This is a genomic window from Pseudomonas sp. TH04, assembly GCF_016651355.1.
GTDB classification, from domain to species: Bacteria; Pseudomonadota; Gammaproteobacteria; order Pseudomonadales; family Pseudomonadaceae; genus Aquipseudomonas; species Aquipseudomonas fluorescens.
This window is the reverse complement of sequence record NZ_JAEKEA010000001.1, coordinates 2,215,956-2,242,523: the sequence shown is the minus strand read 5'-3', so window position 1 is coordinate 2,242,523 and position 26,568 is coordinate 2,215,956. Positions and strand designations below refer to the sequence as shown.

Here is a 26,568-nt window from a genome sequence, read left to right as displayed (position 1 = left end):
CCGGAAAAGACTCTTGCAGGCACTCGCTATCAAGTTTTACAGGACGCTACCGATATCCCAAGGTATGCCTTAACGACGTATGACGCTTTGAAGTGTTGTAGAAACCAGTGGAGCCGCCCGTGCGCCAGCATTATCTAGCCCTGCTCAGTGTGTTCGCCAGCCTGCCTGCGATGGCCCTCACGTTCCAGACACGTCTGGAGAATATTGAGTGGAAGGTGGAAGGCGACCAGTTCGAGTGCCGCTTGACCCAACCGATCACCGATTTCGGTTCGGGTGAGTTTGTGCGCCGGGCCGGCGAGCAGGCGACATTTCGTCTGAAAGCCTACAACGGCGCACTCGGCGCGGGCTCGGCGACCTTGTTGGCCGCCGCTGCCCCGTGGCAGCCGGGCCGGGGTGATATCAACCTCGGTGCTGTGCGTGCCGGCAGTGGCGACGTGTTGTTCAACAGCTCTCAGGCCCAGGCCGGCCGGTTGTTCATGGGCTTGCTGGAAGGGCGCAGCCCAACCGTGCGGCATTACGCGCGTGAAGGCGGCTACTCGGAAATCCGTTTGCTGCCGGTGAAGTTCAACAAGGCCTACAACGACTATCAACTGTGTACCACCAAGCTGTTGCCGATGAATTACGATCAGGTCAAACAGACTGAAGTCGGCTTCCCGGGGGGTGGCATTGAGCTGGATGCGGCAGCCAAGAAGAAGCTGGCCGTCATTGTCGCGTTCATGAAAGCCGATCCTACGGTCAACCATATCGAGTTGAATGGCCATTCGGACAACAGCGGCAACCGCCTGACCAACCGCGACGTCTCGCGCCGTCGGGCCCTGGCGGTCACGGACTACTTCAAGGCCAATGGCATCCCCGAATCGCAGATCACCATGCGCTTCCACGGTGAAAGCTACCCCCTGGCGCCGAATACCAACGCCGCCAACCGGGCACGTAACCGTCGCGTGAACATTCAGCTCGAACGCGTGGCAGCTCCCGAGAAACCCGCGCCTCAGGCGACTGGCCCGAGCAACCCTGCGCACACGTCATAAAATGCGCTTATAAGGTGCGACCATCAGTCGCCCACTCGACATAATCTGTCGCTTTATCTTCATTTGCTGTCGCGCCTCTGTAAATCCACGGTTTTGGTCGGTAGAATCAACGGCTTTCCGTACAACCCCGTGGAGTGATGGCATGGCCGACGTAAACAAGGTCGTTCTCGCGTATTCCGGCGGCCTGGACACTTCGGTGATCCTCAAGTGGCTGCAGGATACTTATAACTGTGAAGTGGTGACCTTCACCGCTGACCTGGGTCAGGGCGAAGAGGTCGAACCTGCACGTGCCAAGGCGCAAGCCATGGGCGTGAAAGAGATCTACATTGACGACCTGCGCGAAGAATTCGTCCGCGATTTCGTCTTCCCGATGTTTCGCGCCAATACCGTCTACGAAGGCGAGTACCTGCTGGGTACTTCCATCGCACGTCCGCTGATCGCCAAACGCCTGATCGAAATCGCCAACGAAACCGGCGCCGACGCCATTTCCCATGGTGCTACCGGCAAGGGCAACGACCAGGTGCGTTTCGAACTGGGCGCCTACGCGCTCAAGCCTGGCGTGAAAGTGATTGCCCCTTGGCGTGAGTGGGACCTGCTGTCCCGTGAAAAGCTGATGGATTACGCTGAAAAGCACGCTATCCCGATCGAGCGTCATGGCAAGAAGAAGTCCCCGTACTCGATGGACGCCAACTTGCTGCACATCTCCTATGAAGGCGGCGTGCTGGAAGACACCTGGACCGAGCACGAAGAAGACATGTGGAAATGGACCGTCTCCCCGGAGAACGCTCCTGACAAGGCCCAGTACCTGGAACTGACCTACCGCAACGGCGACATCGTCGCGCTGGACGGCGTCGAAATGACCCCGGCCACCGTGCTGGCGACCCTGAACCGTATCGGTGGTGAACACGGTATCGGCCGTCTCGACATCGTCGAGAACCGCTACGTCGGCATGAAGTCCCGTGGCTGCTACGAAACCCCGGGCGGCACCATCATGCTGCGTGCGCACCGCGCCATCGAGTCCATCACCCTGGACCGTGAAGTGGCTCACCTCAAAGACGAGCTGATGCCCAAGTACGCCAGCCTGATCTACACCGGCTACTGGTGGAGCCCAGAGCGTCTGATGCTGCAGCAGATGATCGACGCCTCCCAGGTTCACGTGAACGGTGTGGTGCGTTTGAAGCTGTACAAAGGCAACGTGATCGTGACCGGTCGCAAGTCTGATGAGTCGCTGTTCGACGCCAATATTGCCACCTTCGAAGAAGACGGCGGTGCTTATAACCAGGCGGACGCGGCAGGCTTCATCAAGTTGAATGCACTGCGCATGCGCATTGCTGCCAACAAGGGCCGCAAGCTGTTCTGAGTGCTCCCCTCGTTGTGAAAAAATGGCCCCTTGATCAAAGGGGCCATTTTTTTTGCCTGTCTATAAAGGCGCGCGCTTAAATAGGGCGTGATGTTTATTATTTGGCTCGGTTGTTTAAGTTTTGTTGAATCTCGAAGTTAATGAGTGGCTTCTCGGATGGTGGCGTGTTTATTTCTGAACGGTTGAATGAATTTTTTACACCTGCATAGGAACTATGTCTTACAGAAGATTCACTACCTAACTAAGGTGAGTATGTAGGGCGCTGAATATTCCGTAGGAAATAAGGGTGTAAGTCGGTATGTTGGATGGAACTGAAACAGTTGATTGTATTTCACCTGCTCGCTCGCCTGGCAGCGACAAGCAAGGGGCGTTTCCTGAACACCCTGTGCGGCGCGTACACCGCGTGCCGCTTATGGGGTGGATGTTTAACTCACTCTATCCAAGGCCCCGGAAAGTTCTGAAAGTCTCCGTAAAACCGGATACGCCAGAAGTTGTGATTTTTTGTAGGGTAATTCCTATATCGTTGTGGGTTGGGTCTCTGCTTGCTGTTGCTTGGGGGGGAGCGCTATGCCAACGAAGAAACGACTAGGCTATTGTGCTTGCTCTAAATAATTCGAACAGCGAAATTGGACTTTCTCATGAATAAAGTGCTGATCGTGGATGATCATCCCGTCATTCGTCTTGCTGTGCGCATGCTAATGGAACGTCATGGTTATGAAGTCGTTGCCGAGACTGATAACGGCGTCGATGCGTTGCAACTTGCACGGGAACATGTGCCGGACATTGTCATACTGGATATCGGGATACCCAAACTTGATGGGCTGGAAGTTATTTGTCGCCTGGCGTCTACCAAGCAGCCTGCACCGGTCAAGGTGCTGGTGCTGACGTCTCAGGCGCCTGGCCATTTTTCGATGCGCTGCATGCAGGCGGGGGCGGCAGGCTACGTATGCAAGCAACAGGACCTGACCGAGTTGTTGAGTGCCATCAAGGCCGTCCTCTCCGGCTACAGCTATTTCCCTAACCAGGCGCTCAACTCGGTCCGCTCCACCATGGGCAATGCCAGCGAAGCGGACATGGTCGAGCGCTTGTCGGGGCGCGAGATGATGGTGTTGCAGCAACTGGCCCGTGGCAAAACCAACAAGGAGATCGCTGACGGTATGTTCCTCAGCAACAAAACCGTCAGTACCTACAAGACTCGCCTGTTGCTCAAGCTCAATGCGCGCTCCCTAGTGGATCTGATCGAGCTGGCCCAGCGCAACGGCCTCGTTTAGAGGTGGGTGCCATTGCGCACCGAAGCTAGAACCACCGGCAGAAAAAAGCCTCCGTCAGGGAGGCTTCCGGTCGTCAACGGGTCGATCAGAGATCGAAGTCGTAATCGGCCAGTTGTTTTTGCAAGCGTCGCTCTTCCAACAGGTTGTCGATGGTGCGGCGTTTGCTCAAATTGGTCTTGGCCACCTCTGCAACAGGTGCTTCCCCATCGTCATCAGACTCTGCAACCAGGTCGTCGTCTACATCCAGTTGTTCTTTGCCAGTGCTCATAAGGTTAACTCCAGGCTAAGACTGCCGTTGGCGCTCCTTATAACGATAATCCATGAACGGGTAAAAAAGATTTTTTCAATCGACTGATCGAGAAAACCAATGAACCCTCAATCGTCGGACGTCTTTTCCTTGTATTCGCACAGGTCTTCGATGCGGCAGCTGCCACAGCGCGGTTTGCGGGCCTGACAAACGTAGCGCCCGTGAAGAATCAACCAGTGGTGGGAGTCGAGCAAATAAGGCTTGGGCACGAACTTCATCAGCTGCTTTTCTACTTCCACCACGTTCTTGCCGCGGGCGATGCCGGTTCGGTTGGCGACGCGAAAGATATGGGTGTCCACGGCCATGGTCAGTTGCCGAAACGCGGTATTGAGCACGACATTAGCGGTTTTACGACCCACGCCTGGGAGTGCTTCGAGGGCTTCGCGAGTTTGTGGCACTTCGCTGCCATGCAACTCGACCAGCAGCCGGCAGGTTTCGATGACATTCTTGGCCTTGCTGTTGTACAGCCCGATGGTCTTGATGTACTCCGACAAACCTTCCACGCCCAAGGCGTAAATGGCCTCGGGCGTATTGGCCACCGGGTAAAGCTTGGCCGTCGCCTTGTTGACGCCGACATCAGTGGACTGGGCCGACAAGATCACCGCAATCAGCAACTCGAACGGCGAAGAGTAGGCCAGTTCGGTTTTGGGCTCCGGATTGTCTTCGTGAAACCTGCGGAAAATTTCCAGGCGTTTTGCGGCGTTCATGGGGCAGGCGGTTCCTTGCAGGCGATCAACGTGGTGTTCAAGGTAGGTGCAGGCGTTGCAGGATAAACCATCGCCAGTACGGCCGGCAGCGACCGTGGCCGATCAGGTGCCACCGTGGGTGTCCACCAGGCGTTGCGCGTCATTCAGCTTGCGCTGGGCGGCTTCCAGCTCATCTGCGCTGACGTGCGCTTGGCGTTGTAACTTGCTCACATCGGCGCGAGCATAGGCCAGGGCGGTTTTCAGCTGACGCAGTTGGGCATCGATGGGGCGTTTTTCCACACGCTGCAAGTCTGGCCGGGGTTGCTCACTGCCGGCTTCGGCGTCATGCAAGGCTTGCTCTGCGCTGGACAGCGCGACGCTCAAGGCCGCCAGTTGCTGTTCGTCTGCGTTCAGGTCCTGGGCTTTTTTAAGTTCGGCGCGACGCATGGCCAGCTGGATTTTGGCGCGTTTGAGCGCCGGGTCTTTTTGTGGCGGCGGGGGCGCCGGGCTGTTCACTTCCAGGGCTGCAAGTGCCTGCTCTGCCGCTTCGAACTGTTGTTGCAGGACGACCAACTGCGTCTGTTGCTCGAACGTCGGTGGGTGACCAAACGCTTTCAGGGACTTGTGCAATTGGGCACGGCTCATTACGACAGCGATTTTGGCCTTCTTGACCGCCGCATCCCTGGCCGCCTGAGCGGTATCAGCGGGTACCGGCGCAACCGGCGCCGAGCGCTTGGCCCGTGCCAGTCGCTCGGCAAGCTTGTGCGCTTCTTCCCGCTGCAGGCGCGCACTGCGTTGTTCGTAGCGCCGCCGCGCGCGGTCGCGCTTGACGCCTCGTTCCTGGCGTTGCTGATCATCAGCCGCCAGGCCACCCACAATCGGCACCACCGTGGCCGCTGGGCGCATCTCAATGCAGTCGACAGGGCAGGGCGCGACACACAGGTCACAACCTGTGCACTCATCCATGATGACGGTGTGCATCAACTTGGCGGCGCCGACAATCGCATCCACCGGGCAGGCCTGGATGCATTTGGTGCAACCGATGCACTCGGCTTCGCGAATATAGGCGACTTGAGCCGGGGCCTCGCCTCGGCTGGTGTCCAGTTCCAGAACCGGCACCCGTAGCAATTGGGCAAGACCTGCGATGGTTTCCTGCCCACCGGGCGGGCACTTGTTGATCGCCTCGCCAAGCGCGATGCCCTCGGCATAAGGCTTACATCCCGGGTGCCCACATTTGCCGCATTGGGTCTGCGGCAGCAGCGCGTCGATACGTTGAATCAGAGTCATGAGGGAATCACTGGCATGCCGGTTAAGCAATCAGGGCCTGTCGTGGTGGGCAGGCCTGTCGTGGCGAGCGGGCTTGCCCCGCGTAGGGCTGCGAAGCGGCCCCATTGAGGGCCACTGCATTTTACACCGATGACGCCGGGTGCTCGGTTTAGGGCTGCTGCGTGCCACAACGCGGGCAAGCCCGCCTGTCACAACAGCCCTCACACCAGGCTGTTTTACTTGATGCGTTGACCCGGCTTGGCGCCGCTGTCCGGGCTCAGCAAGTAGATTTCTTCGCCGCCAGGGCCAGCCGCCATCACCATGCCTTCGGAAATGCCGAACTTCATTTTCCGTGGCTTGAGGTTGGCGATCATCATGGTCAGGCGACCATCGAGCTTGGACGGGTCCGGATAAGCACTTTTGATCCCGGAGAACACGTTGCGTTGCTCGCCACCGAGGTCGAGGGTGAGGCGCAGCAGCTTGTCGGCACCTTCCACGGCTTCGGCCTTGACGATCAGCGCAACACGCAGGTCCACGGCGGCAAAGGCGTCGAAGTCGATTTCCGCGGAAATCGGGTCCTTGGCCAATTCACCATTGCCCGCCGGTGCCGCTTCGCCGGTGTCGGTCTGGCTGGCGACCAGGTCTTCTTTCGAAGCATCGGTCATGGCCTGCACTTTCACTGGGTCGATACGCGTCATCAACGGCTTGAACTCGTTCAACTGATGGTTGCTGAGCAAGGTGGCGTGGTCGTTCCAGGTCAGTGGCGCAACGTTGAGGAACGCCTCGGCATCGGCGGCCAGCAGCGGCAGCACCGGTTTGAGGAAGATCACCAACTGGCGGAACAGGTTGACGCCTGTGGCGCAGATCGCCTGGACTTCCGCCTGCTTGCCTTCCTGCTTGTTCAGCGACCACGGCGCCTTGTCGGCGATCCAGGCGTTGGCACGGTCGGCCAGGCCCATGATCTCGCGCATGGCGCGCGCAAAGTCGCGGGCTTCATAGGCGTCGGCAATGCTTGGCGCGGCAGCCAGGAACGCTTCGGTCAGCTCCGGTGCGGCGTTTTCTGCCACCAGCAGCCCGGCATTACCCTTATGGATAAACCCGGCGCAACGGCTGGCGATGTTGACGACTTTGCCGACCAGGTCCGAGTTGACCTTCTGTACGAAGTCTTCCAGGTTCAGGTCCAGGTCGTCGACGCCACGGCCCAGTTTGGATGCGTAGTAGTAGCGCAGGTATTCCGGCGACAGGTGGTCCAGGTACGTGCGCGCCTTGATAAAGGTGCCACGGGACTTGGACATTTTCTGGCCGTTGACCGTCAAGTAGCCATGCACGGCAATGCCGGTCGGTTTACGGTAGCCCGAGCCTTCAAGCATCGCCGGCCAGAACAGGGCGTGGAAGTTGACGATGTCTTTGCCGATGAAGTGGTACAGCTCGGCGGTGGAGTCCTTGGCCCAGAAGGCATCGAAGTCCAGCTCCGGCGTGCGGTCGCACAGGTTCTTGAAACTGGCCATGTAGCCGATCGGCGCGTCCAGCCACACGTAGAAATACTTGCCTGGCTCGCCCGGGATCTCGAAACCGAAGTACGGTGCATCGCGGGAAATGTCCCACTGTTGCAGGCCGGCATCCAGCCATTCGGCGATCTTGTTGGCCACGGCCTCCTGCAGCGTGCCGCTGCGGGTCCAGGTTTGCAGCATCTGCTGGAAATCCGGGAGCTTGAAGAAGAAGTGCTGGGAATCCTTGAGCACCGGGATGGCGCCGGAGATAGCCGACCGCGGGTTCTTCAGGTCAGTCGGTGCGTAGGTGGCGCCACACTTCTCGCAGTTGTCGCCGTACTGGTCTTCAGTGCCGCATTTGGGGCAGGTGCCCTTGATGAAGCGGTCGGCCAGGAACATTTTCTTTTCCGGGTCGAAATACTGCGTGATCGAACGCGTGGCAATGTGCCCGGCGTCGCGCAAGCGTGTGTAGATCTGGCTCGACAGCTCGCGGTTTTCGTCGGAGTGGGTCGAATGGAAGTTGTCGAAATCCACCAGGAACTCGGCAAAGTCGGCGCTGTGTTCAGCCTGCACATTGGCGATCAGTTGTTCCGGGGTGATCCCTTCCTTTTCGGCGCGCAACATGATGGCCGATCCGTGGGCGTCGTCCGCGCAGACATAAATGCATTGATTGCCGCGATGCTTCTGGAAGCGCACCCACATATCGGTCTGGATGTACTCAAGCATATGGCCAAGATGGATGGAACCATTGGCATAGGGCAGGGCGCTGGTGACGAGGATCTTGCGTGGCTCGGACATGGGGCTCGGCTACTTGATGAAACGGAGGTCGGCCACTATAAAGCGCCGGGAAATATATTTCACCCCGTGGTGCTGTTTCTGAATCTTCCCAGGCCTGCGAAAGCATGCCGTTGGGCGCCCGGAACGGTTAGGATAGCCGCCTGTTTCAGTCAGTCTTTTTTCGGGAGTAGCCCATGAGCGCCGTCAATCGCGCAGCGGTGGAAGCCGTTCTTCGCCAATACACCGACCCCTATTTGAACCAGGACCCGGTCAGTGCCGGCTGTGTACGTGCCATTGAGGTCCAGGGCGACCAGGTTTCGGTTCAGTTGCAACTGGGCTATGCCGCAGGCCTGTTCAAGACCGGCTGGTCGCAGATGCTGCAAATGGCCATCGAGGGCCTGGACGGCGTGCGTTCGGCCAAGGTCGACATTCAGTGCGTGATCGCCCCGCACAAGGCCCAGGCGCAGATCCCGGGCCTGGCCAACGTCAAGAACGTGATCGCCGTGGCGTCCGGCAAGGGCGGCGTGGGTAAGTCCACCACGGCGGCCAACCTGGCGCTGGCCCTGGCCCGTGAAGGCGCCCGCGTGGGGATTCTCGACGCCGACATCTATGGCCCGAGCCAAGGTGTGATGTTCGGCATCGCCGAAGGCACCCGACCGAAGGTCAAGGACCAGAAATGGTTCGTGCCGATTGAGTCGATGGGCGTGGAGGTCATGTCCATGGCCTTCCTGACCGATGACAACACGCCGATGGTCTGGCGCGGGCCGATGGTCTCCGGCGCGCTGCTGCAATTGGTCACCCAGACCGCCTGGGGCGACCTGGATTACCTGGTGATCGACATGCCGCCGGGCACCGGTGATATCCAATTGACCCTGGCGCAGAAAGTCCCGGTGGCCGGCTCGGTGATCGTGACCACCCCACAGGACCTGGCGTTGCTCGACGCGAAGAAAGGCGTGGAGATGTTCCGCAAGGTCAATATCCCGGTGCTGGGCGTCGTGGAAAACATGGCGGTGCATATCTGCTCCAACTGCGGGCATGCCGAGCACCTGTTTGGCGAAGGCGGCGGCGAGAAGCTGGCGACCCAGTATGGTGTCGAATTGCTCGCCTCGTTGCCGTTGGCGATGGAAATTCGTCAACAGGCCGATGGTGGCAAGCCCACCGTGGCGGCCGAACCCGATGGGCCAATCGCTATGATCTACCAGGAGCTGGCTCGTCACGTCGGCGCGCGGATCGTTCTGCAGGAAGCCGCGGCTCCGGCGATGCCGACCATCACGGTCAGCGACGACTGATTCCGGTTGAAGGAAAAAAGCCTCGACCTTGTCGGGGCTTTTTTATGCCTGCTGATCAGTCAACGGTTCTCAATGACTCATTTACGCAATTGCGCGTGTAAGCATTCGCTTACTTTTTCGTAAGTGTTTGGGTTTTTTACCGGCCATAGACATCCCGAAATATCGATAGATTTTTCTATCTAGTTGAAAAATAACAGTTATTTATACTTGACCAGGCGTTCAATTCTGCCTTTGTGCAGCTTGGATCCCGTTGAACTTCCCTCGGAACTCTCTAAGATCAGCCCTGTGTCCATGGATTGACACAGCCATCAAGGAACGATGGTTAGGGAACGTCGCAGGATGCGATTCATCAGGATGATGAAAAGGAATACAGGGACTAGGGAAAAAATGTGGGCGGGTCATACCGCCCCTTTTTTCGTCTGCAGGAAAGTGAAACCTACCCTGTGGAAATGCAAAAAGGCCCGCAAGGGGCCTTTTTTATTGGGCGGCGGCGCTTTTAGCGCTCGAGTTGGGCAATCTTGCCTTTCTTGCCATCCCACTCCGCTGCATCCGGCATCGGATCTTTACGCTCAGTAATATTCGGCCAGATTTCCGCCAGATCGACGTTCAACTGAATGAATTCCTGCATCTCTGCCGGGACTTCGTCCTCGGAGAAAATAGCGACGGCCGGGCATTCTGGTTCACACAGGGCGCAGTCGATGCACTCATCCGGGTGGATAACCAGGAAATTCGGGCCTTCGTAGAAGCAGTCCACCGGACACACTTCGACGCAGTCGGTGTACTTGCACTTGATGCAGTTGTCGGTAACGACGAAGGTCATTTCTAATTTTCTCCTCAGGCGGCGGCAGCGAAACCCCTTATGGTGGGGCTCGCGAGGTTCGGGAGCGATAGTCTGCAGGCCAGGCTAAAAGCCCGCAGCATCCCAAACCGCGCGAGATTCTATCAGCTTGCAAGCGTCTGCGTTATATCCGAGTCTTCAGTGCATATAACATTTCGAGCGCTTTGCGCGGCGTCACGTCGTCCAGGTCAAGCTTGGCCAACTCATCCAGCACCGGATGGGGCAGGCTGGCGAACATATCGCTTTGATGCGGCGCGCTGGGTTTGGTGCTGGCTTTGGCCGGGCTGGCCACGGGAATCTCGTGGGGCAGCGCGGTTTCTTCCAGGCGGCTCAGGTGCTCACGGGCACGGGTAATCACCTCGCTTGGCACACCGGCCAACTGCGCCACAGCCAAGCCGTAACTCTGGCTCGCCGGCCCTGGCAGCACATGGTGCAGGAACACGATACGCTCGTTGTGCTCGGTCGCATTGAGGTGCACGTTGGCCACCAACGGCTCGCTTTCCGGCAGCACCGTCAGCTCAAAATAGTGGGTGGCAAACAGCGTGTAGGCGCGCAGATGCGCCAGCCGCTCGGCTGCTGCCCATGCCAGCGACAGGCCGTCGAAGGTGCTGGTGCCGCGACCGACTTCGTCCATCAGCACCAGGCTGCGCTCAGTGGCGTTGTGCAAGATGTTGGCGGTTTCGCTCATTTCCACCATAAAGGTCGAACGGCCGCCGGCCAGGTCATCGCTGGAGCCGATCCGCGTGAAAATGCGGTCCACCAGCGACAATTCGCAACTGGCTGCCGGCACAAAGCTGCCGATATGCGCCAGCAACACAATCAATGCGGTCTGACGCATGTAGGTGGATTTACCGCCCATGTTCGGACCGGTAATCACCAGCATGCGGGTATCGTCGTCCAGCGACAGGTCGTTGGCGACGAACGGCGTGGTCAACACCTGCTCCACCACCGGGTGGCGGCCCTGCTCGATACGCATGCACGGCTCGCTGACAAACCGCGGGCAGTTCAAATCAAGGTTCAGCGCCCGCTCGGCCAGGTTGCTCAACACGTCCAGTTCCGCCAGGGCGGCGGCGGTGTCCTGCAATGGCGCCAGGCGGCTGATCAGGTCTTCGAGCAACGCCTCATAGAGCATCTTTTCCCGCGCCAGGGCACGGCTCTTGGCCGATAGCGCCTTGTCTTCGAACTCTTTGAGTTCCGGCGTGATAAAGCGCTCGGCACCTTTAAGGGTTTGGCGACGTTGATAGTCGATCGGCGCCGACTCGGCCTGCTTGCTCGGCAACTCAATAAAGTAGCCGTGCACGCGGTTGTAGCCGACCTTCAAGTTGGCCAGGCCGGTGCGGGCTTTTTCGCGGGCTTCGAGGTCAATCAGGAACTGCCCGGCGTTTTCGCTCAGCGACTGCAGCTCATCCAGTTCGCTGTCGTAACCGGTTTTCAGCACGCCGCCGTCACGGATGATCGCTGGCGGGTTATCGATGATGGCCTTTTCCAGCAGCGCTGCCAGGTCCGGGTAGGTGCCGGCCGTCACGGCAAGTTGTTGCAGGTGCGGCGTGTCCAGTTCGGTCATCGCCACTTGCAGCTGTGGCAGCGCGCTCAAGGCATCGCGCAGGCGCGCCAGGTCGCGGGGTCGCGCATTGCGCAGGCCGATCCGCGCCAGGATGCGCTCGATATCGCCGATTTCCTTCAGCTGTGGCTGCAGCTTTTCGAAGCGATAGCCATCCAGCAGGCAGGTAATAGACGTCTGACGCGCTTGCAGCACGGTCAGGTCGCGCAACGGACGGTTCAGCCAGCGGGTCAGCAAACGGCTGCCCATGGCGGTCTGGCAACGGTCGACCACTGATTGCAGCGTGTTGTCGCGACCACCGGCCAGGTTGGTGTCCAGTTCCAGGTTGCGACGGCTGGCGCCATCGAGTACCACGGTGTCATCCAGGCGTTCATGGCGCAGGCTGCGCAAATGCGGCAGGGCGGTGCGCTGGGTTTCCTTGGCATAGCTGAGCAGGCAACCGGCGGCGCCGATGGCCAGGGTCAGTGTTTCGCAGCCAAAGCCTTTAAGGTCCTGCACCGAGAATTGCTGGCACAGACTTTTCAGCGCCGAATCACGCTCGAAATCCCACGGCGCGCGGCGCTTGGTCCCGCGACGCTTCTCCGCCGGCAAATCCTTTGGCCAATCATCCGGAATCAACAACTCCACCGGATTGATACGCTCAAGTTCCGCCAGCAGGTTCTCCCAGCCCTTGATCTCCAGCACGCTGAAATTACCGCTGGTGATATCCAGGACCGACAGGCCGAACAAACGCTCATCACCCAAAACGGCGGCAATCAAATTGTCGCGACGCTCGTCCAGCAACGCCTCATCACTCACCGTGCCCGGCGTAATAATGCGCACCACCTGACGTTCAACGGGCCCTTTGCTGGTGGCCGGGTCGCCGATCTGCTCACAGATCACCACCGACTCGCCCAGCTTCACCAGCTTGACCAGGTAGCCCTCCAACGAATGGTAAGGAATCCCACACATCGGAATCGACTGCCCCGCCGACTGCCCGCGCGCGGTCAAGGTGATGTCCAGCAGCTTGGCGGCCTTCTTCGCGTCTTCATAGAAGATCTCGTAGAAGTCGCCCATGCGATAGAACATCAACTGATCAGGGTGCTGGTTTTTCAGACGCCAGTACTGCTGCATCATCGGCGTGTGGGAGGACAGATCGGACGTGTTTTTACTCATCAGATAGTTAGCAAATTCGTTAAAAGGAGTGGGGCAAAGATGGGGCGCTTGGCCCTGCTAATTTTGCGATGGCGGCAAGGTTAACACGCGAGGTCGAGGGTTCGCAGGTCACAAACAGCCAGGTAAAAGCCAAAAATGGCGCAACGCCCAATGGCCATCACTATTAAGGATGAACACTCAGTAAGGAACACCGAACCTGTGGCGAGGGAGCAAGCTCCCTCGCCACAGGTTAGCGGTGCTTGTGCTATCGCTTAACTGATCGGAATCAGGCGCCGCGCCCGTGTTGGATTCGCCCCTTACTAAAGGTTACCGGGCGAATCCAACACCTTCACCACATCATCAACCACCGCCTTGACCATCTCCTGCAAGTAATGCGACGCCCAGGCGTACCGGTCCGTTTCCTTGGTCATCGCTGCATCTTCGGCGAGTTGCTTGGCGACGTGGAGGAGGTCCGAGGCGTGATGTAAAGCTTTGTGCAGGGAGACGCCGCTGTTGACGCGAAATAGCGGTTGGTCGGAGTGGAAGGAGAAGGGCGTGACGCCGAGGGTGGTTAACGCGGATGGATCTGTAGCGGTCATCGGTAAAACTCCCATAGTCGGTTGAGAGCTACCACGTTCGTTGTTGAACGAATGCGTGGCGCTTTTGGCGCCTGCATCTAGACGGGTTATCAGGCCCGGTCGCTGAAGCTGAACTGGCAGCGACGGAGGGGAGGGCGGCGTGGTGGTTGGGTGGGTGCAACTGGGGAAATGGATATGTCGCTATGCTGCTGTCGAAAAGCACATTGGGCCATGGATAATAAACGTGTCTTCTAGGGCCAACTAATAAGTTGGCCCAATAAAAAGCCCAGCACAGTGCCGGGCTTCAGAAAGCGGTGTGGGAAGCAATCAGGCTCTTTTCGCCTCTGCTTTCATCATCACGAGATTCTGCTGCTTGGTAGCCTCGGTCAGAACTTCGCTGTAAACGCGTTTTTTCTGATCGGATTTTGCGTCACGAATAAAGTCGGCAAAAGAGCTTTTTGCGCCTTTGGACAAGCCCAGCTTGATCGAAATCATCAATGCGCACCTGATGGTGGCCCGAGCCTGGCCTCTAGATCGGCCCGCGTATGCTGCTCAGGGATATGGTAGCCAATCTTATCCACGCCCGGTTTGTAAAGCGGTCCAGAGTTGTCGATATGCTTGATGAGCAAATCCACATGAACGTCGCCTCGATACTCTAGCTTAAGGGCATTCACTACGTCACGCGCTGCAAAGTATTGCTCGATGAAATGCTCTTTATGAATTCTTCTGCCTTCGGCCTCCTCGCGAGCTTTCACGAAATCCCAAGCGAGCATGGGGTCTTGATATGCGTATAAGATCTGTACGAATCTTCCCTTTTTCAATGAGCGTTCAACATTACTTCTGGCGACTTTGAGATTCGAAAAGGTGCCGTCGAGTAGCAGGAACTGTCGTTGATTCAGTGCTTGATCAATTATTTTTTCGACCCAAATCGATACCCCTCGTTGGAAAAACCACGAATTGGGCCCCTTGTAAGCGGCAAATTCGTTGCGAAGTTCATCAGGGTCGATTCGCAGAATTGGGGTGTCGGCGAATAGATTTACAAGAGCAATCGATGCCTCTGTTTTTTCTGCGCCGGGCGATCCTGCCATGAAGACGGAAACTGGCGACTCCTCCGACGGATAGATCGCTTTGTCTGTCAGGCGTCTGGCAATTGACTTTTTATTTGAGCGCGCAAAACGCAGTGCTTCTTCTGAAATCTCGATTTCCGCGGGTGTCATCCTGTCGGTGTCGTGAAATGCGGTGTGTTCCATCAAAAGCATCCCCATCTGCTCCAGCGGTGTGTCAAAGACTATCACTCGGTTAAAGCATCGCGACGGGGCGAAACTTCACTTAACACATCCTTATTTTGCATAAAATATGCAATTTAGCATTTGCCAACCCCCAAAACTCCCGCCATTATCCCCGTTATGCAAAAACGCAACGTTTCTATCGTCTTAAGAGAATTGCTGGACCGCGACCGGATCTCCCCCACGGAGCTTCACCGGCGTACCGGCGTGCCTCAATCCACGTTGTCACGGATCCTCAGCGGCAAGATCGTTGATCCGTCGGACAAGCACATCTCCCGCATCGCCGAATACTTCCGCGTCAGCACCGACCACTTGCGTGGGCGTGCAGCCGTGGGCGCTTTGCGCGATGACGGGCGTGACCCGATGCATTCGGAACTCAAGGACATAAGCCTGTGGGATGACGACACGCCCGTTAATGATGACGAGGTGTCGATCCCCTTTCTGCGCGAGGTTGAATTGGCTGCTGGATCAGGAAGATTCGTCATCGAGGAAAGCGAGAAGGCCAGCCTGCGGTTCGGCAAGCGCAGCCTTCGCCATAACGGTGTGCAGTTCGACCAGGCCAAGTGTGTGACGGTGCGCGGCAACAGCATGTTGCCGGTGCTGCGCGATGGCGCGACGGTGGGGGTGAATGCGGGCAAGAGCGGCATTGGCGATATCGTTGATGGCGACCTGTATGCGATCAATCACAATGGCCAATTGCGGGTCAAACAGCTCTACCGCCTGCCTTCCGGCATTCGTCTGCGCAGCTTTAATCGCGATGAGCACCCGGACGAAGATTACAGCTTCCAGGATATCCAGGATGAGCAAATCAGCATCCTCGGTCATGTGTTCTGGTGGGGCATGTACGCCCGTTAACCTCCTTGCGTAAGACAAAGCCCGCCACCGATCGGGCTTTTTTTCGCCTGCAAAAAACCGTTAAACCCTTCACCCGCAAGGATTTAAATGCATTCGTGCATTTCATGGGGAAAAATAAATGCATTTGTGCATTGACTGTATATGCATACATGCATATTCTCCATCTCAAGCCAGCCAACAAGGGGGTGGAGGCGGCAAGGATGCTGCCAAGGAAAGTGACAAGGACGGCACGCAACATCGGCAAGGACGCCATCGAAGCGATGGCAGGGATGCCAGGCAACACCGGCAAGGATGCCGACGCTCTTTAGTTACACCGCTTTAAAAAAACAGGCAGCGATGAACCGGCCTTAACGGTTCAGAGGGTTGGCAACTGACCCGGGTGTGCAGCGTAAAGCACCAGAAGCAGTTATCCGGCAGACAGGGATCGTGGTCGGAAAAACATTGAGGAAAGAACCGTACCGCGCCAGTAGCGCCGAACGTTCGAGGAAATCATTACTGAAAAGCCCGGGCAACCGGGCTTTTTGGAATGCCGACCTATCGAAGCATGTGTGAATGAAAAACGGACTATTGAGTGCTCAGCCAGGAGGCGTGACATGACAAATGAACAGCAAGCGTTAGCGGAAATGCCTATCTGGCTGGTCATCGTATTGGCAGTGATCGGCGGGGTGTCCGGTGAAATGTGGCGCGCCGACAAGGAAGGCGCACGTGGCTGGTCGCTGATCCGCCGCCTGGCGCTGCGCTCCGGCGCGTGCATGGTCTGCGGTGTTTCAGCCTTGATGCTGTGCTACGCCGCCGGCATGTCGATCTGGACCGCCGGCGCGATTGGTTGCCTCACCGCAATGGCCGGTGCCGATGTCGCCATCGGCCTTTATGAGCGCTGGGCCGCCAAGCGCATCGGGGTCAACCAAGGCTCCGGCCAAGACCCGCAGTAACCGTTGCAAGGACGCTACTTAATATGACCCTTATCGAAAAACCCTCCCAACTGCCCCTCGCCATCGGCGCGGCGCTGCACGCGGCCTTCCCGGACTTGAAGGTTGGCAATCACCAGGATTTTCAGGGCGCCGTGGATAAAACCGGCGTGTTGATCACGGTCGAAGGCAATGGCCCAGGCATTCGCTCTCGCGAAGGGCGCAAGGCGCATGCCCTGACGATTTCGCTCAGGGCCATGGTGGCGCCGGGTGCGCTGCCGTTTGATGCCTGCGACCTGGCCAGCCAGCTTATGGACCAGGTGCTGGATAACCGCTGGGGCCTGCCCTTGGCCCAGTGCGATTTGCCGATAAATATCGTCGCCGCTCCGGTTGGTGCAACAACAGCAGAAACGGACTACGACACCTGGACTGTCTCCTTCACCCAGACCGTCTATATCGGGCCGGCATTACTCACAGATCCTACCGGCCAGCCGCTGTTTGCCCGCACCTGGGAAGTGTCGAACATCGACGATCCCGACCAATACAAACCCCTGGCGGAGTAGCCCATGTTCGACGCGCTGTTACGCATGCAACTGGGGCCGATTGTCGAGCGCCTGGCAGAAATGGAAACGCAACTTGAAGACCTGTATCGACGCGCCGAGAGTTTTTGTCGGATCGGCACGTGTCAGTCAGTCGACGCCGCCAGCAATACCTGCAAGGTCAGCCATGGTGATTTGCTCACGCCGGCGATCCGTTTTTTCAACCCCAGCGCGGGTGCGCAAACCGAAACGCGCATCCCGTCCGTGGGTGAACAATGCCTGTTACTCAACTACGGCGGCGGCGAAGGCGGTGGTCAGTCGGTGGCCTTGTTCGGCCTCAACAGTCGTCAGTTTCCGCCAGTTTCCGACGTTGCCACAGTGACCCGGCGGCGCCATCAGGACGGCACCCAAAGTGACTATGACGACGCCAGCCACACCTTCAACTGGGCCAACGGCCCCACCACATTCAGCGGTTCCCGCGAACAGGTAGACGTCAAGGTCGGCGCCGCCAGCTTGGTCATGAGCGCCCAGAACATCACCCTGCAAATCGGCGGCACCCGCCTGGTACTGGACGCTGGCGGCGCGCACTTCAGCGGCCCGCTGGTGGACCATCAAGGCCGCGTCATCAGCCCTCGATAAGGACATTCCATGCTCGGCATCGATCGAAACACCGGGGCAGCCGTCGATGACTGGCTGCAATTCGTGCAGCGCGCCACCCGAGCGCTGACCACCCCGGTGGGCACTCGGCAGAAACGCCCACTGTACGGCTCGCTGATCCCGCAACTGCTCGGCCAAAACCTTGGCGACGACCTGCTGATCCTCGCCCAAAGCCACGCCGCGCAAGCGTTCTACAACAGCCACAACGGCATCGGCGATTTTCAACCCCAAGTCATCGTCGCCACCCGCCAAGGCGCCGGCCTGCTCTTGCGTTTCGCCGGCACCTGGAAAAACCGCCAACAAACCTTCGAGGTCGTGACATGAGCATGCTGATCCCCGGCCAGAATCAACTGGCGGAACCGGCCATCATTGCGGTGGATGCGTTCGAGCCGCTGCTGGCCGAATTCAAGGCGTTCGTTGTTGACTACGTCGCCACCCGAGCACCGCAAAGCGCGGCCAAACTCAAGGTCAGCCTCGACAACGAAAGCGAGTTGCTGACCCTCGCTCTGGAAGCGTTTTGTGTACGTCTGCAAACCCACGAACGCAAATACAATGCGCGTATCAAGCAGATGCTGGCGTGGTGGGCCACCGGCAGCAACCTGGATGCACGCTTGGCCGATATGGGCCTGGAACGCCAAGTGCTCGACCCCGGCGACCCGGCGGCGTTTCCGCCGGTGCCGCCGACGTTGGAGAGTGACGACGACGCTCGCTTGCGTTATTACCTGGCGCCGCATGCACCGGCAGCTGGCTCGCGGATGCAGTATCGGCGAGAGGTTTTTACCCTGGGTGAACGGCCGTCGGTGAAGGTGCAAAGTGCCACGCCGGGCGTGGTGACGGTCAGCTACACCTTTGACCCGGACGGCTACGCGGCGCAGGTCAAGGACGGCAACGCGCGTCGAACGGCGCCCGGCGAAGTGATGGTCACGGTGCTTTCTCGTGAGGCCGACGGCAGCCCATCCGCCGATTTGCTTGACGGCGTTCGTCGCCATTTCGCACGGCCGGATGTGAGGCCAGAGACCGATCTGGTCAGCGTGCAAGGCGCGCACATCCTGCGCTACAAAATCCGTGTGGTCGCGAAGATCAACGCCGGTCCGGACTCGGGGCTCACTCAGGTAGCGGCGCAGAAATTACTGCAAGACTATGCAGAATCCTGTCATCGCCTCGAGGGGCGGGTAGACCCCAGTTGGATCGACTACGCGATTCACAGCGCGGGTGCAGCGCAGTTGCAAATCGTTGAACCGCTCGAACCCATTATCAGCAACGCCTTCCAGGCCCCGTATTGCACGGGTGTCGAGGTGGAGGTGCGCACGCTATGAGTGAGCCCAAAGCGAGTTTGTTACCTGGCAACAGCTCACCGTTGGAAAAGGCCCTGGATTTGGGATTCGGGCAATTGCTCGACCGCGTCATTCCGCCGTTTCCGGTGTTGATGAATCCACTGCAAACGCCTGGCGAGTTTCTGCCTTACCTGGCCGCCGACCGAGGCGTTAGTGAATGGGATGCCGATGCCAGCGAACCTGAAAAACGTTTGACGGTCGCATTGTCCTGGCAGATTCAGCGCCAGGCGGGTATGCCCAAAGCATTGAGCTACGCGGTGGAGTCACTTGGATTCACCCCCAACATCATCGCCTGGTATCAGCAGCGTCCGTCGGGATTACCTTACACCTTCGACATACAGGCGATCATCGGGCGAAGTTGGTCCAGTGGTGATCACAACCGGCTGATTCGCCGCATCAACGCGGCACAAAGCGAACGCGACCGGGCGACGATCACCATCGTGCATGAAACCTCGCAGGGGTTGCGACTCGCCGCAGCGGCTGATCCGGGGCTGAGTATTCTGGACGACAGCCAACCGGGTGCTTTGCCCGACATGAAGCTACACAGCACTGGATCCTTCTGCAGCGCAGCTCACACACCACTGACTGATGGCGAGCTGCAGTTGGAAGGCGTGTTGCCTGAATTCGGGTTAGCCGCCCGGCTTAATAGTGCCGGTTTTGCCCGGCACTTCACCATTAACGACTACGACCTCAGGGCGCAGCCATGACAGATGACATTACGCGCCTGGTGCGCTTCACCTCCAAGGGTTTGGATGAAGTGCTGCAGGCAAAGAACCAGGGTTTGAAAGGCGAAATCACCCATATCGGTGCTGGCACCGGCCGCTACAACCCAGACGGCACAGAAGTGGCTTTGCGTGACGAGCGCCAACGGGCCGCCATCGTGGATTACGAGGACCTGAGCAACCGGCAACTCAGAATGGCCGCGCTGTTTGATGGCGAGGCCGAATATGAGATTGGCGAGTTTGGTTTTTACCTCGCCAGTGGGACCTTGCTGGCGGTGTATTCCGTGGCGGGGAAGTTGCTGACCTATAAAGCGGCAGCGGCGCGGGTGCTGCAGAAGTTTACGCTGGATATTTCACCGTTGCCGGTGGACAGCGTGACGATTGTGGTGGGGAGTGACAACCTCAATATTTTGTTGGGGGAGGATATTGCAGTGCTAGCGACGGCGAATATCGACAACATGGCGCGTCATACTGAGTTGCTGTTTCGTGTGATGTCGCTGGAATCTGGCCGTTAAGGCGTAAACAGTTAAGGAGTTTTAAACGTGAGTCTAGAAACGACTATTGCGTCGCTGGTGACAGCGGCGAATAACTTGACCACATCGGTCAATGGAAAGATCGGTAGTATCAATGCGACAATGGCTGGGGCCTTGTCCCAGTTCAACGAGTGGCGCAGCCTAAAGGATGTCGAGGGAGACCCGAACTATCCAGGCACCATTCGCAGCACTATTCTTCAAGGGCATGTTTACGGTACGGGAGGCGTATATGAAGCATTGGCAATAGGCGATTTTAAGTCTACCGATTTGGGCGCGAGTACCAATGTCTATATGCATTTTCAGGTTCCGTTGAATCTTAATGTCAACGCAGAAATGTTCTGGTTCAATATCAAAGGTTACAGCTACGGGACGGCAAAAATTATCAATGAAACGTTGGTCGGGTATTGCTATAAACCGAATCGAACGCTGCACAATGTTTCAACCTTTGGCAATATGACACCCGCTGTTTACGTTGATGCGAACGGAAACATTGTTATGCGAATTTTGATTCCTAATATTTATTACACCACCGTCCGTATCGACACTATGCGAGTGGGTAATGGTCGTCTGTTTAATTTGGGTGATCTCAAAACCAAGGTTTCGTTGGCAGATACCGTCGTTTTTAGTTAAGGAAATAGAGCATGTCTGAAATATCTAGCAATGAGAGTCCATCTGTAGGTATAGCTGTGCCGACGCCTGAAATTGAATGGGCAGCCATTCGTGCTCGTCGCGATCAACTATTGCGCTCAACCGACTTCACTCAATTGCCGGACTATCCTGCAATTGCGGCGCAGCGAGCAGAAATAGCGGCCTATCGTAAGGCTTTGCGTGACATCCCAGAGCAGGCGGCAGAACCTTCGAAGATTGACTGGCCCGTACTACCCACCTTCCTGAAGTAACCCACCGCGAAAGCGGTTTTTTTTCGCCTCTCCAAAGCCCCTCCCGTAGGGGCTTTGGCGTTTTCCATACGGAGAATTCCACCCATGCACAACCGCCAAACCTACACCGTCCTCATCCCATTCCCCACCGGCGGAGGCCACTGGTCCACCGTCGGCGAGGAGCTGGACCTGCTCGACGTCGAAGCATCTGCCCTGCGCACCGCTGGCCGCCTGGAACTGACCAGCGTCCTCAACTCCACCCCCAAGAAGGCTGACTAACCATGGCTGAGGTTCTTAACTTCGAGCACAACGGCATCACTGTAAATGCCACTGAATCCCCGGAGGCCATGGGTGGCCTGGGCGATAACGTTATCGGTCTGGTCGGCACCGCGCCGAATGCCCACGCGTCGATCCCGAAAAACGCGCCGTTCCGCATCAACAGCTTCACCACCCAGGCACTGCTGGACCCGACCGGCGCTGAGTCGGGCACGCTGTTTCAGGCGGTTTACCAGATCCTCAAAGTGGTGAAGGTGCCGGTCTATGTGGTGATCGTGGAGGAGGGCGCAACCCCGGCCGATACGATCAACAATGTGATCGGCGGCAACGAGCCGACCACCGGCCGCAAGCTGGGCCTGGCGGCCTTGAGCAGCGTGCCTGAAGACCTGACCATCATTGGCGCCCCAGGCTTCACCGGCACCAAGGCCGTGGCCGGTGAGTTCGCTGCCTTTGGCAAGCGCATCAAGGCCCGTGTGGTGCTGGACGGCAAGGATGCGTCCGTCGCTGACCAAGTGACCTACAGCGGCGAGCTGGGCGGTGCCGACCTCGGTTTCGACCGCTGCCTGCTGGTGCACAACATGCCGTCGGTGTACTCCAAAGCGGCGAAGAAAAACGTGTTCCTGTCGCCATCCTCGCTGGCTATTGCTGCACTGGCCAAGGTCAAGCAGTGGGAAAGCCCAGGCAACCAGGTGACGTTCGCCGAGGACGTGTCCCGCGTGGTCGAGTACAACATCCTCGACACCTCGACCGAAGGCGATCTGCTCAACCGTTATGGCGTGAGCTACTACGCGCGCACCATCCTCGGTGGTTTCTCGCTGCTGGGTAACCGCTCCATCACTGGCAAGTTCATCAGCTATGTCGGCCTGGAAGATGCGATCAGCCGCAAGCTGGTCAAGGCCGGCCAGAAAGCCATGGCCAAGAACCTCACCAAGTCCTTCATGGACCAGGAAGTCAAGCGCATCAACGACTGGCTGCAAACCCTGGTGGCCGACGAAACCATTCCCGGCGGCAGTGTGTACCTGCACCCGGAACTGAACAGTGTCGAGAAGTACAAGAACGGCACCTGGTTCATCGTCATCGACTACGGTCGATACGCGCCAAACGAACACATGATTTATCAACTCAATGCCCGCGATGAAATCATCGAGCAGTTCCTGGAGGACGTTCTCTAATGTTTACCAACCGTGTAAGACAGGCCATTGCGGCCACCCTTCAAGGCCTGCCGTTGTCCGCGACCGTGGAGGAGTTCACCCCGCCGAAGATCGAGTTCGACATGGAGGCCATGTCCGGCGGGCGCTTTATTGCCGAAGAAATGGCCAAGAGCGGCAAGGTGCTCGGCGCCACTTTGGTGCTGCAAGGGGCGGGGCCGGAAATCATGTTGGCCCTGGGCGTGCGCCTGGGTGACGACATCTTGCTCAACGTGCGTGAAGCCGGGCAAGACCAGGACGGCAAGACCTACTTCACCTACCACACCGTCGGCGGCAAATTGAAGTCCCTGGCCGAGGCGAAGCTGAAGATGGGCGATAAGGTCACCACCACCCTGGAATTGTCCTGCCGCACCTACAACCGTCTGGAAAATGGCATCTCGGTGATCGACATCGACGTGCGCACCCAGAAGTTTGTGCTTAACGGCGTCGACATTCTCGGCGATGCACGCCGCGCGGTGCTGATGCCGTAAGCCTTCACGGCACCTGAAGTGGACACTGTCAGTGTGGGGGCGGGGTTGCTCGCGAATACGGAGTGTCAGTCAATACATGCGTGACTGATAGACCGCATTCGCGAGCACGCCCGCTCTCACATGGACCGGTGTTGTCTTGTGAGTACTTTTTTACCAAGGAATTGCCCCATGGCCTGGATGCCACCGCTGCACATTCTGCTGTCCCCGATCACCGCCGACACGGGCGCGACGATCCAGCAGATTCAACTCAAGCCGTTGTTTTACGCCGCGCAAAAAGACGCGCTGGCCCGGGCCGGTGATGACGAGGACGAGCAGTTTTTTGAACTGGCGAAACTCGCCACCGGCCTGTCGGAAAAAGAGCTCGACCAACTCAAGCGCCCGGACTACGTGAGCATCGCGCAGTACGTGCATGAAATGTCGACGCGCCCTGCGGCGTTCTTCCTGGATCAACACCAGGAGGCGTCCCACGACGAGCCCGTGCATCTGCTGCTGCCCCTCGACGCGGCCGGTCGCAGCCTCACCGAACTATCGCTGGAAATGCCCGCCTTGCGCGCCACCAAAGTGATGAAAAAACTCACCACCAACAAAGAGCGTGCCGAGTTCATCACCGCGCACTGCACCGGTTTGATGATCCCCGATCTCGCCGGCCTGACGGTGCCCGACTGGACGCAACTGCAGGAGCGCATCGACGATTTTTTAAATCAACCGGCGGACTTCTTTCGCAGCGCGACATCGAAGTAATTCTCGATGTGGTGCCGTTGATTTACTCGGTCAATGAGGCGGAGATCCTCGACTGGGACGCCGGCAAAGCATTGCGCCGCTACGACATTGCGATCACTCGCCTTGGCGTTAAACAGGAGTAAGCGGGATGCAGAACAAGTATTCGCTCGCGAATGCCATGGCCAAGGATAGCCATGACATTTTCGGTCGTGCAGACGGCGTATCTGATGCCGATATCGTCAGCTCAGGTGCTCTCGGGCCAGACAAAACTGTCGACACCACGGCGCTGGAGCCGTTATCCGGGATGGTGCTGGAATTGGCCAATGCCGGCTTGAAACTGAATGAATTCGCACAGTCGTTGGGCGTATTGCGCGAGAACGTGGATTCGCTTGCAACGTCGTTGTCTTCGCTGAAGGCGGCTGATGCGCCATTGGTGAACACACAGGTACACACCGACACAACCAAGGTTGCCGAGTTTAAATCGACCCGGTCTGAAGACCGGCGCATTACTCGGGAAGCAATGACGGTGGGCAGCGGGCAGGTTCTCGACCCGGTCGCAGCACTTCGGTACACGAATGCCCACCGTTCGTTTGATGCGACGGCGACTTCGGAAAAGTCGACAACGGTTCTGCGCGAGGAGTCCAGCGCAAGCGAAAAACGGCTTTCCAAGACGCTGGAGCCTGTGTCGGTTTTGCTTGAGCCCACATGGCTGCAAGTGAAGACTGGCGTGATGAATACGGCCAATGATTTGGCCAGTCAATCGCCGGTTATGGCCAAGACGGTTAAAACGGCTGAGGCGGTCATTTTGCCGGTGGTTTCGCCGGTGTTCACCGGGTTTTTCGCGGGCTTGGGGGACACGATCAAAACCCGTGTGACCGGTAATCTTATCGATGTGACACTGGGTAAGTTGGGCGGCGGGGTTGGCAAGTTGTTCAAGGACAAGGGCTTTGAAAAGGAAAAGTCCTGCTGCTGTTCAGCGGCGGCCGAAAAGCCCATCACAAGTAGCCGTTCTGCACCGCAAGGTTCTTCCGGGAAAAAGAACGCCCGAAAACCACAGTCCGAAAACACAAAAAAGTCGCCAAACCCCAAAAAATCCCAGAACACACCCAAGAAGCAAACGTCTGCACCGAAACCTGCCGCCACAAAACGCTCTTCGGCAAAAGGCGCTGGTTGGGGGGCATCGCTGCGTGGCGTGGGCGAACGTCTTTCCACGTTGTTTTCCCGGCAACAGTCTGTCGGTTTCCATGCTGGGCCTGCGGCGCCAGGTTTACAGCCTCGCGCAGCCAGTACAAGCAGGCGTAAGAACAACACGGCGTCATCTCAATTACCCACAGGCAGAGGGCCTGGGTTGATCGAAGCCTTGGAGCGAGGACGTGTGCCGTTGCCCTCCGACGTTCATGCCAATACCCCGTCACGCGTGCAGCCTGTCAGCCGTGAGCATCTGCCCGTTGCAACGGCGCGTTCACTGCAAATGCCCGCTTCAGGCGTGTGGGGGGCGATGGGCAAACTGGAATCGTCCGCCGCCCGCCGCCTCGGCCCGTTGAAGTACGTAGACACCGCCCTGGACGTGGTTCAGGGCGTGCGCAACGGCGACGCCAAAGCTGTCGGTGCCGGCCTCTCAACGGCAGGTGGCGCCTGGGCTGGCGCGTCTGCCGGCGCCGCGATCGGCACGCTGGTGTTTCCCGGTGTCGGCACGGCTGTCGGTGGCGCTATCGGCGGCTTGCTCGGCAGTGAAGCGGGCACCTGGCTGGGAGACAAATTGTTCGGCTCAAGTGATCGCCTGCCTGCACCCGGTGCGGTGAGCAAAGAACTCAACGCTGCGCGTACCGACAACGTGCAAGTCACCCTCGCGCCGAGCATTCAAATTACTGGCGTGAACCCCGCCGATGCCCAGCAAGTCGTCAACCAGGTGATCCAGGCCCTGCAATTTCAATGCATGCCGATGGTCACCGACAGCCTGGGGATTCGGCGCAACGCGGCACTGGCCGATCCTCCTGGAGGTGATTGATGCGACAACAAATGGTCCTCGGCGAGTTTATTTTTGGCCTGTCCCGAGGCTTCGCCTATTCCTCGCTGGTGCGTACCAGCGACGGTGGCTGGAGTGACCTGGTGATTATTGCCAGCAAGCCCCAGTCGCGGCAAAGCGGCCAGAAGCTGGAGAAACTCACGTTCACTGGGGCAGCGATGTACGCCATCGGCATGCAGCGCCTGGACGAGTTACGCGCCCTGCAAAATGCCCGGATACCGTTGCCGCTGGTCGATGGCATCGGCCGTAACTGGGGCCTGTGGCGAATCAACTCGGTGATGGAAACCCAAAGCAACGTGATTGATGACGGCACGGCCATGGTCATGGCCTGGACTATGGAACTGGAGGAATTCGTCAATGCGTAGAGTGCGAAGTATTGCCGGTGATTCGGTCAACCTGTTGCTCTACCGCGAATTGGGCCGTTGCGATGACGCGGCGGAAGAAACCCTTTGGCGCCTGAACCCCGAACTTGCCGAGTACGGGCCGGTACTGCCCGCCGGTGTGTGGGTCGTCGTGCCGGAAATGCAAGCGCGGCCGGCTGCTGTGCGGCCTGTTCTGGCGTGGGATTAAG

At 58.2% G+C, this 26,568-nt stretch carries 31 protein-coding genes; 22 read left to right on the top strand and 9 right to left on the bottom strand.

Features of this window, described 5'->3' with window-relative positions:
- The first annotated feature begins 119 nt into the window (after positions 1–119).
- The 3 genes from JFT85_RS10115 (at position 120) to JFT85_RS10105 (ending at position 3,659) form a co-directional block, all read left to right on the top strand.
- The gene (locus tag JFT85_RS10115; protein WP_053254649.1) at positions 120–1,028 is read left to right on the top strand and encodes a flagellar protein MotY; all 909 of its coding nucleotides are present in this window, start codon (positions 120–122) and stop codon (positions 1,026–1,028) included.
- A 142-nt stretch (positions 1,029–1,170) separates the two neighbouring features.
- Positions 1,171–2,388, top strand: a complete 1,218-nt coding sequence (locus tag JFT85_RS10110) for an argininosuccinate synthase (protein ID WP_003208700.1) — start codon at positions 1,171–1,173, stop codon at positions 2,386–2,388.
- Positions 2,389–3,026: 638 nt separating this feature from the next.
- Positions 3,027–3,659: a response regulator transcription factor gene (locus JFT85_RS10105; protein ID WP_053254650.1), complete on the top strand. Its 633-nt coding sequence runs from the start codon at positions 3,027–3,029 to the stop codon at positions 3,657–3,659.
- 85 nt (positions 3,660–3,744) lie between these two features.
- Here JFT85_RS10105 and JFT85_RS10100 read toward each other — a convergent pair whose 3' ends face one another.
- From JFT85_RS10100 to metG, 4 genes are all read right to left on the bottom strand, one after another.
- Entirely contained in the window at positions 3,745–3,927 is a 183-nt protein-coding gene (locus JFT85_RS10100) for a PA3496 family putative envelope integrity protein (RefSeq protein WP_053254651.1), read from the bottom strand.
- A 107-nt stretch (positions 3,928–4,034) separates the two neighbouring features.
- The gene (gene nth / locus JFT85_RS10095) at positions 4,035–4,673 is read right to left on the bottom strand and encodes an endonuclease III (protein WP_053254652.1); all 639 of its coding nucleotides are present in this window, start codon (positions 4,671–4,673) and stop codon (positions 4,035–4,037) included.
- 102 nt (positions 4,674–4,775) lie between these two features.
- Positions 4,776–5,939: an electron transport complex subunit RsxB gene (gene rsxB, locus JFT85_RS10090; protein WP_201229792.1), complete on the bottom strand. Its 1,164-nt coding sequence runs from the start codon at positions 5,937–5,939 to the stop codon at positions 4,776–4,778.
- A gap of 215 nt (positions 5,940–6,154) precedes the next feature.
- Complete coding sequence (gene metG / locus JFT85_RS10085; protein WP_069552177.1) at positions 6,155–8,206, bottom strand: methionine--tRNA ligase; 2,052 nt, start codon at positions 8,204–8,206, stop codon at positions 6,155–6,157.
- Positions 8,207–8,379: 173 nt separating this feature from the next.
- Between metG and apbC the strand changes: the two genes are divergently transcribed.
- Positions 8,380–9,474 (top strand): iron-sulfur cluster carrier protein ApbC, encoded by a 1,095-nt coding sequence (gene apbC / locus JFT85_RS10080; protein ID WP_201229790.1) that lies wholly within the window; start codon positions 8,380–8,382, stop codon positions 9,472–9,474.
- 496 nt (positions 9,475–9,970) lie between these two features.
- Here the strand turns inward: apbC and fdxA are convergent, their stop codons facing one another.
- From fdxA to JFT85_RS10055, 5 genes are all read right to left on the bottom strand, one after another.
- A complete protein-coding gene (gene fdxA, locus JFT85_RS10075) occupies positions 9,971–10,294 on the bottom strand; it encodes a ferredoxin FdxA (RefSeq protein WP_053254656.1) in 324 nt (107 codons plus the stop codon).
- 142 nt (positions 10,295–10,436) lie between these two features.
- Positions 10,437–13,028 carry a DNA mismatch repair protein MutS gene (mutS, locus tag JFT85_RS10070; RefSeq protein ID WP_053254657.1) on the bottom strand — a complete coding sequence of 864 codons (2,592 nt, stop codon included), beginning with the start codon at positions 13,026–13,028 and terminating at the stop codon, positions 10,437–10,439.
- 299 nt (positions 13,029–13,327) lie between these two features.
- Positions 13,328–13,606 (bottom strand): DUF3077 domain-containing protein, encoded by a 279-nt coding sequence (locus JFT85_RS10065; RefSeq protein ID WP_201229788.1) that lies wholly within the window; start codon positions 13,604–13,606, stop codon positions 13,328–13,330.
- 306 nt (positions 13,607–13,912) lie between these two features.
- The gene (locus JFT85_RS10060; RefSeq protein WP_167422741.1) at positions 13,913–14,080 is read right to left on the bottom strand and encodes a hypothetical protein; all 168 of its coding nucleotides are present in this window, start codon (positions 14,078–14,080) and stop codon (positions 13,913–13,915) included.
- A complete protein-coding gene (locus tag JFT85_RS10055; protein ID WP_053255347.1) occupies positions 14,080–14,802 on the bottom strand; it encodes a zeta toxin family protein in 723 nt (240 codons plus the stop codon). The genes JFT85_RS10060 and JFT85_RS10055 overlap by 1 nt, the downstream gene beginning before the upstream one ends.
- Before the next feature lie 189 nt (positions 14,803–14,991).
- Here JFT85_RS10055 and JFT85_RS10050 point away from each other — a divergent pair, with 189 nt between their 5' ends.
- The 18 genes from JFT85_RS10050 to JFT85_RS09965 all read left to right on the top strand — a co-directional run bounded on the left by JFT85_RS10050 (position 14,992) and on the right by JFT85_RS09965 (position 26,567).
- Positions 14,992–15,726 carry a LexA family transcriptional regulator gene (locus JFT85_RS10050; RefSeq protein WP_073637233.1) on the top strand — a complete coding sequence of 245 codons (735 nt, stop codon included), beginning with the start codon at positions 14,992–14,994 and terminating at the stop codon, positions 15,724–15,726.
- Between the two features lie 5 nt (positions 15,727–15,731).
- Positions 15,732–16,034, top strand: a complete 303-nt coding sequence (locus JFT85_RS10045; protein ID WP_201230945.1) for a hypothetical protein — start codon at positions 15,732–15,734, stop codon at positions 16,032–16,034.
- A 285-nt stretch (positions 16,035–16,319) separates the two neighbouring features.
- On the top strand, positions 16,320–16,658 hold the full coding sequence (locus JFT85_RS10040; protein WP_053254660.1) for a phage holin family protein: 339 nt from the start codon (positions 16,320–16,322) through the stop codon (positions 16,656–16,658).
- Between the two features lie 23 nt (positions 16,659–16,681).
- Positions 16,682–17,197, top strand: a complete 516-nt coding sequence (locus JFT85_RS10035; RefSeq protein WP_169875933.1) for a hypothetical protein — start codon at positions 16,682–16,684, stop codon at positions 17,195–17,197.
- 3 nt (positions 17,198–17,200) lie between these two features.
- Complete coding sequence (locus JFT85_RS10030; RefSeq protein ID WP_169875934.1) at positions 17,201–17,812, top strand: phage baseplate assembly protein V; 612 nt, start codon at positions 17,201–17,203, stop codon at positions 17,810–17,812.
- A 9-nt stretch (positions 17,813–17,821) separates the two neighbouring features.
- Entirely contained in the window at positions 17,822–18,154 is a 333-nt protein-coding gene (locus JFT85_RS10025; protein ID WP_053254663.1) for a hypothetical protein, read from the top strand.
- Positions 18,151–19,146 carry a baseplate J/gp47 family protein gene (locus JFT85_RS10020; RefSeq protein WP_053254664.1) on the top strand — a complete coding sequence of 332 codons (996 nt, stop codon included), beginning with the start codon at positions 18,151–18,153 and terminating at the stop codon, positions 19,144–19,146. Before JFT85_RS10025 ends, JFT85_RS10020 begins: the two co-directional genes overlap by 4 nt.
- Positions 19,143–19,871: a phage tail protein I gene (locus JFT85_RS10015; RefSeq protein ID WP_053254665.1), complete on the top strand. Its 729-nt coding sequence runs from the start codon at positions 19,143–19,145 to the stop codon at positions 19,869–19,871. The genes JFT85_RS10020 and JFT85_RS10015 overlap by 4 nt, the downstream gene beginning before the upstream one ends.
- Complete coding sequence (locus tag JFT85_RS10010; protein ID WP_053254666.1) at positions 19,868–20,401, top strand: hypothetical protein; 534 nt, start codon at positions 19,868–19,870, stop codon at positions 20,399–20,401. The genes JFT85_RS10015 and JFT85_RS10010 overlap by 4 nt, the downstream gene beginning before the upstream one ends.
- Positions 20,402–20,428: 27 nt before the next feature.
- Positions 20,429–21,049 carry a hypothetical protein gene (locus tag JFT85_RS10005; protein ID WP_201229786.1) on the top strand — a complete coding sequence of 207 codons (621 nt, stop codon included), beginning with the start codon at positions 20,429–20,431 and terminating at the stop codon, positions 21,047–21,049.
- Between the two features lie 11 nt (positions 21,050–21,060).
- Positions 21,061–21,318 carry a tail fiber assembly protein gene (locus tag JFT85_RS10000; protein WP_073637230.1) on the top strand — a complete coding sequence of 86 codons (258 nt, stop codon included), beginning with the start codon at positions 21,061–21,063 and terminating at the stop codon, positions 21,316–21,318.
- Positions 21,319–21,402: 84 nt separating this feature from the next.
- Entirely contained in the window at positions 21,403–21,576 is a 174-nt protein-coding gene (locus tag JFT85_RS09995) for a hypothetical protein (RefSeq protein ID WP_167422742.1), read from the top strand.
- A gap of 2 nt (positions 21,577–21,578) precedes the next feature.
- Positions 21,579–22,745, top strand: a complete 1,167-nt coding sequence (locus tag JFT85_RS09990) for a phage tail protein (protein ID WP_053254668.1) — start codon at positions 21,579–21,581, stop codon at positions 22,743–22,745.
- Positions 22,745–23,251: a phage major tail tube protein gene (locus JFT85_RS09985; RefSeq protein ID WP_053254669.1), complete on the top strand. Its 507-nt coding sequence runs from the start codon at positions 22,745–22,747 to the stop codon at positions 23,249–23,251. Before JFT85_RS09990 ends, JFT85_RS09985 begins: the two co-directional genes overlap by 1 nt.
- Before the next feature lie 168 nt (positions 23,252–23,419).
- Positions 23,420–23,992, top strand: a complete 573-nt coding sequence (locus tag JFT85_RS09980) for a phage tail assembly protein (protein WP_053254670.1) — start codon at positions 23,420–23,422, stop codon at positions 23,990–23,992.
- Between the two features lie 127 nt (positions 23,993–24,119).
- Positions 24,120–25,979 (top strand): phage tail tape measure protein, encoded by a 1,860-nt coding sequence (locus tag JFT85_RS09975; protein ID WP_078827819.1) that lies wholly within the window; start codon positions 24,120–24,122, stop codon positions 25,977–25,979.
- Entirely contained in the window at positions 25,979–26,362 is a 384-nt protein-coding gene (locus JFT85_RS09970) for a phage tail protein (RefSeq protein WP_201229784.1), read from the top strand. Before JFT85_RS09975 ends, JFT85_RS09970 begins: the two co-directional genes overlap by 1 nt.
- Positions 26,355–26,567 carry a tail protein X gene (locus tag JFT85_RS09965; protein WP_005785409.1) on the top strand — a complete coding sequence of 71 codons (213 nt, stop codon included), beginning with the start codon at positions 26,355–26,357 and terminating at the stop codon, positions 26,565–26,567. The genes JFT85_RS09970 and JFT85_RS09965 overlap by 8 nt, the downstream gene beginning before the upstream one ends.
- Position 26,568: the final 1 nt, after the last annotated feature.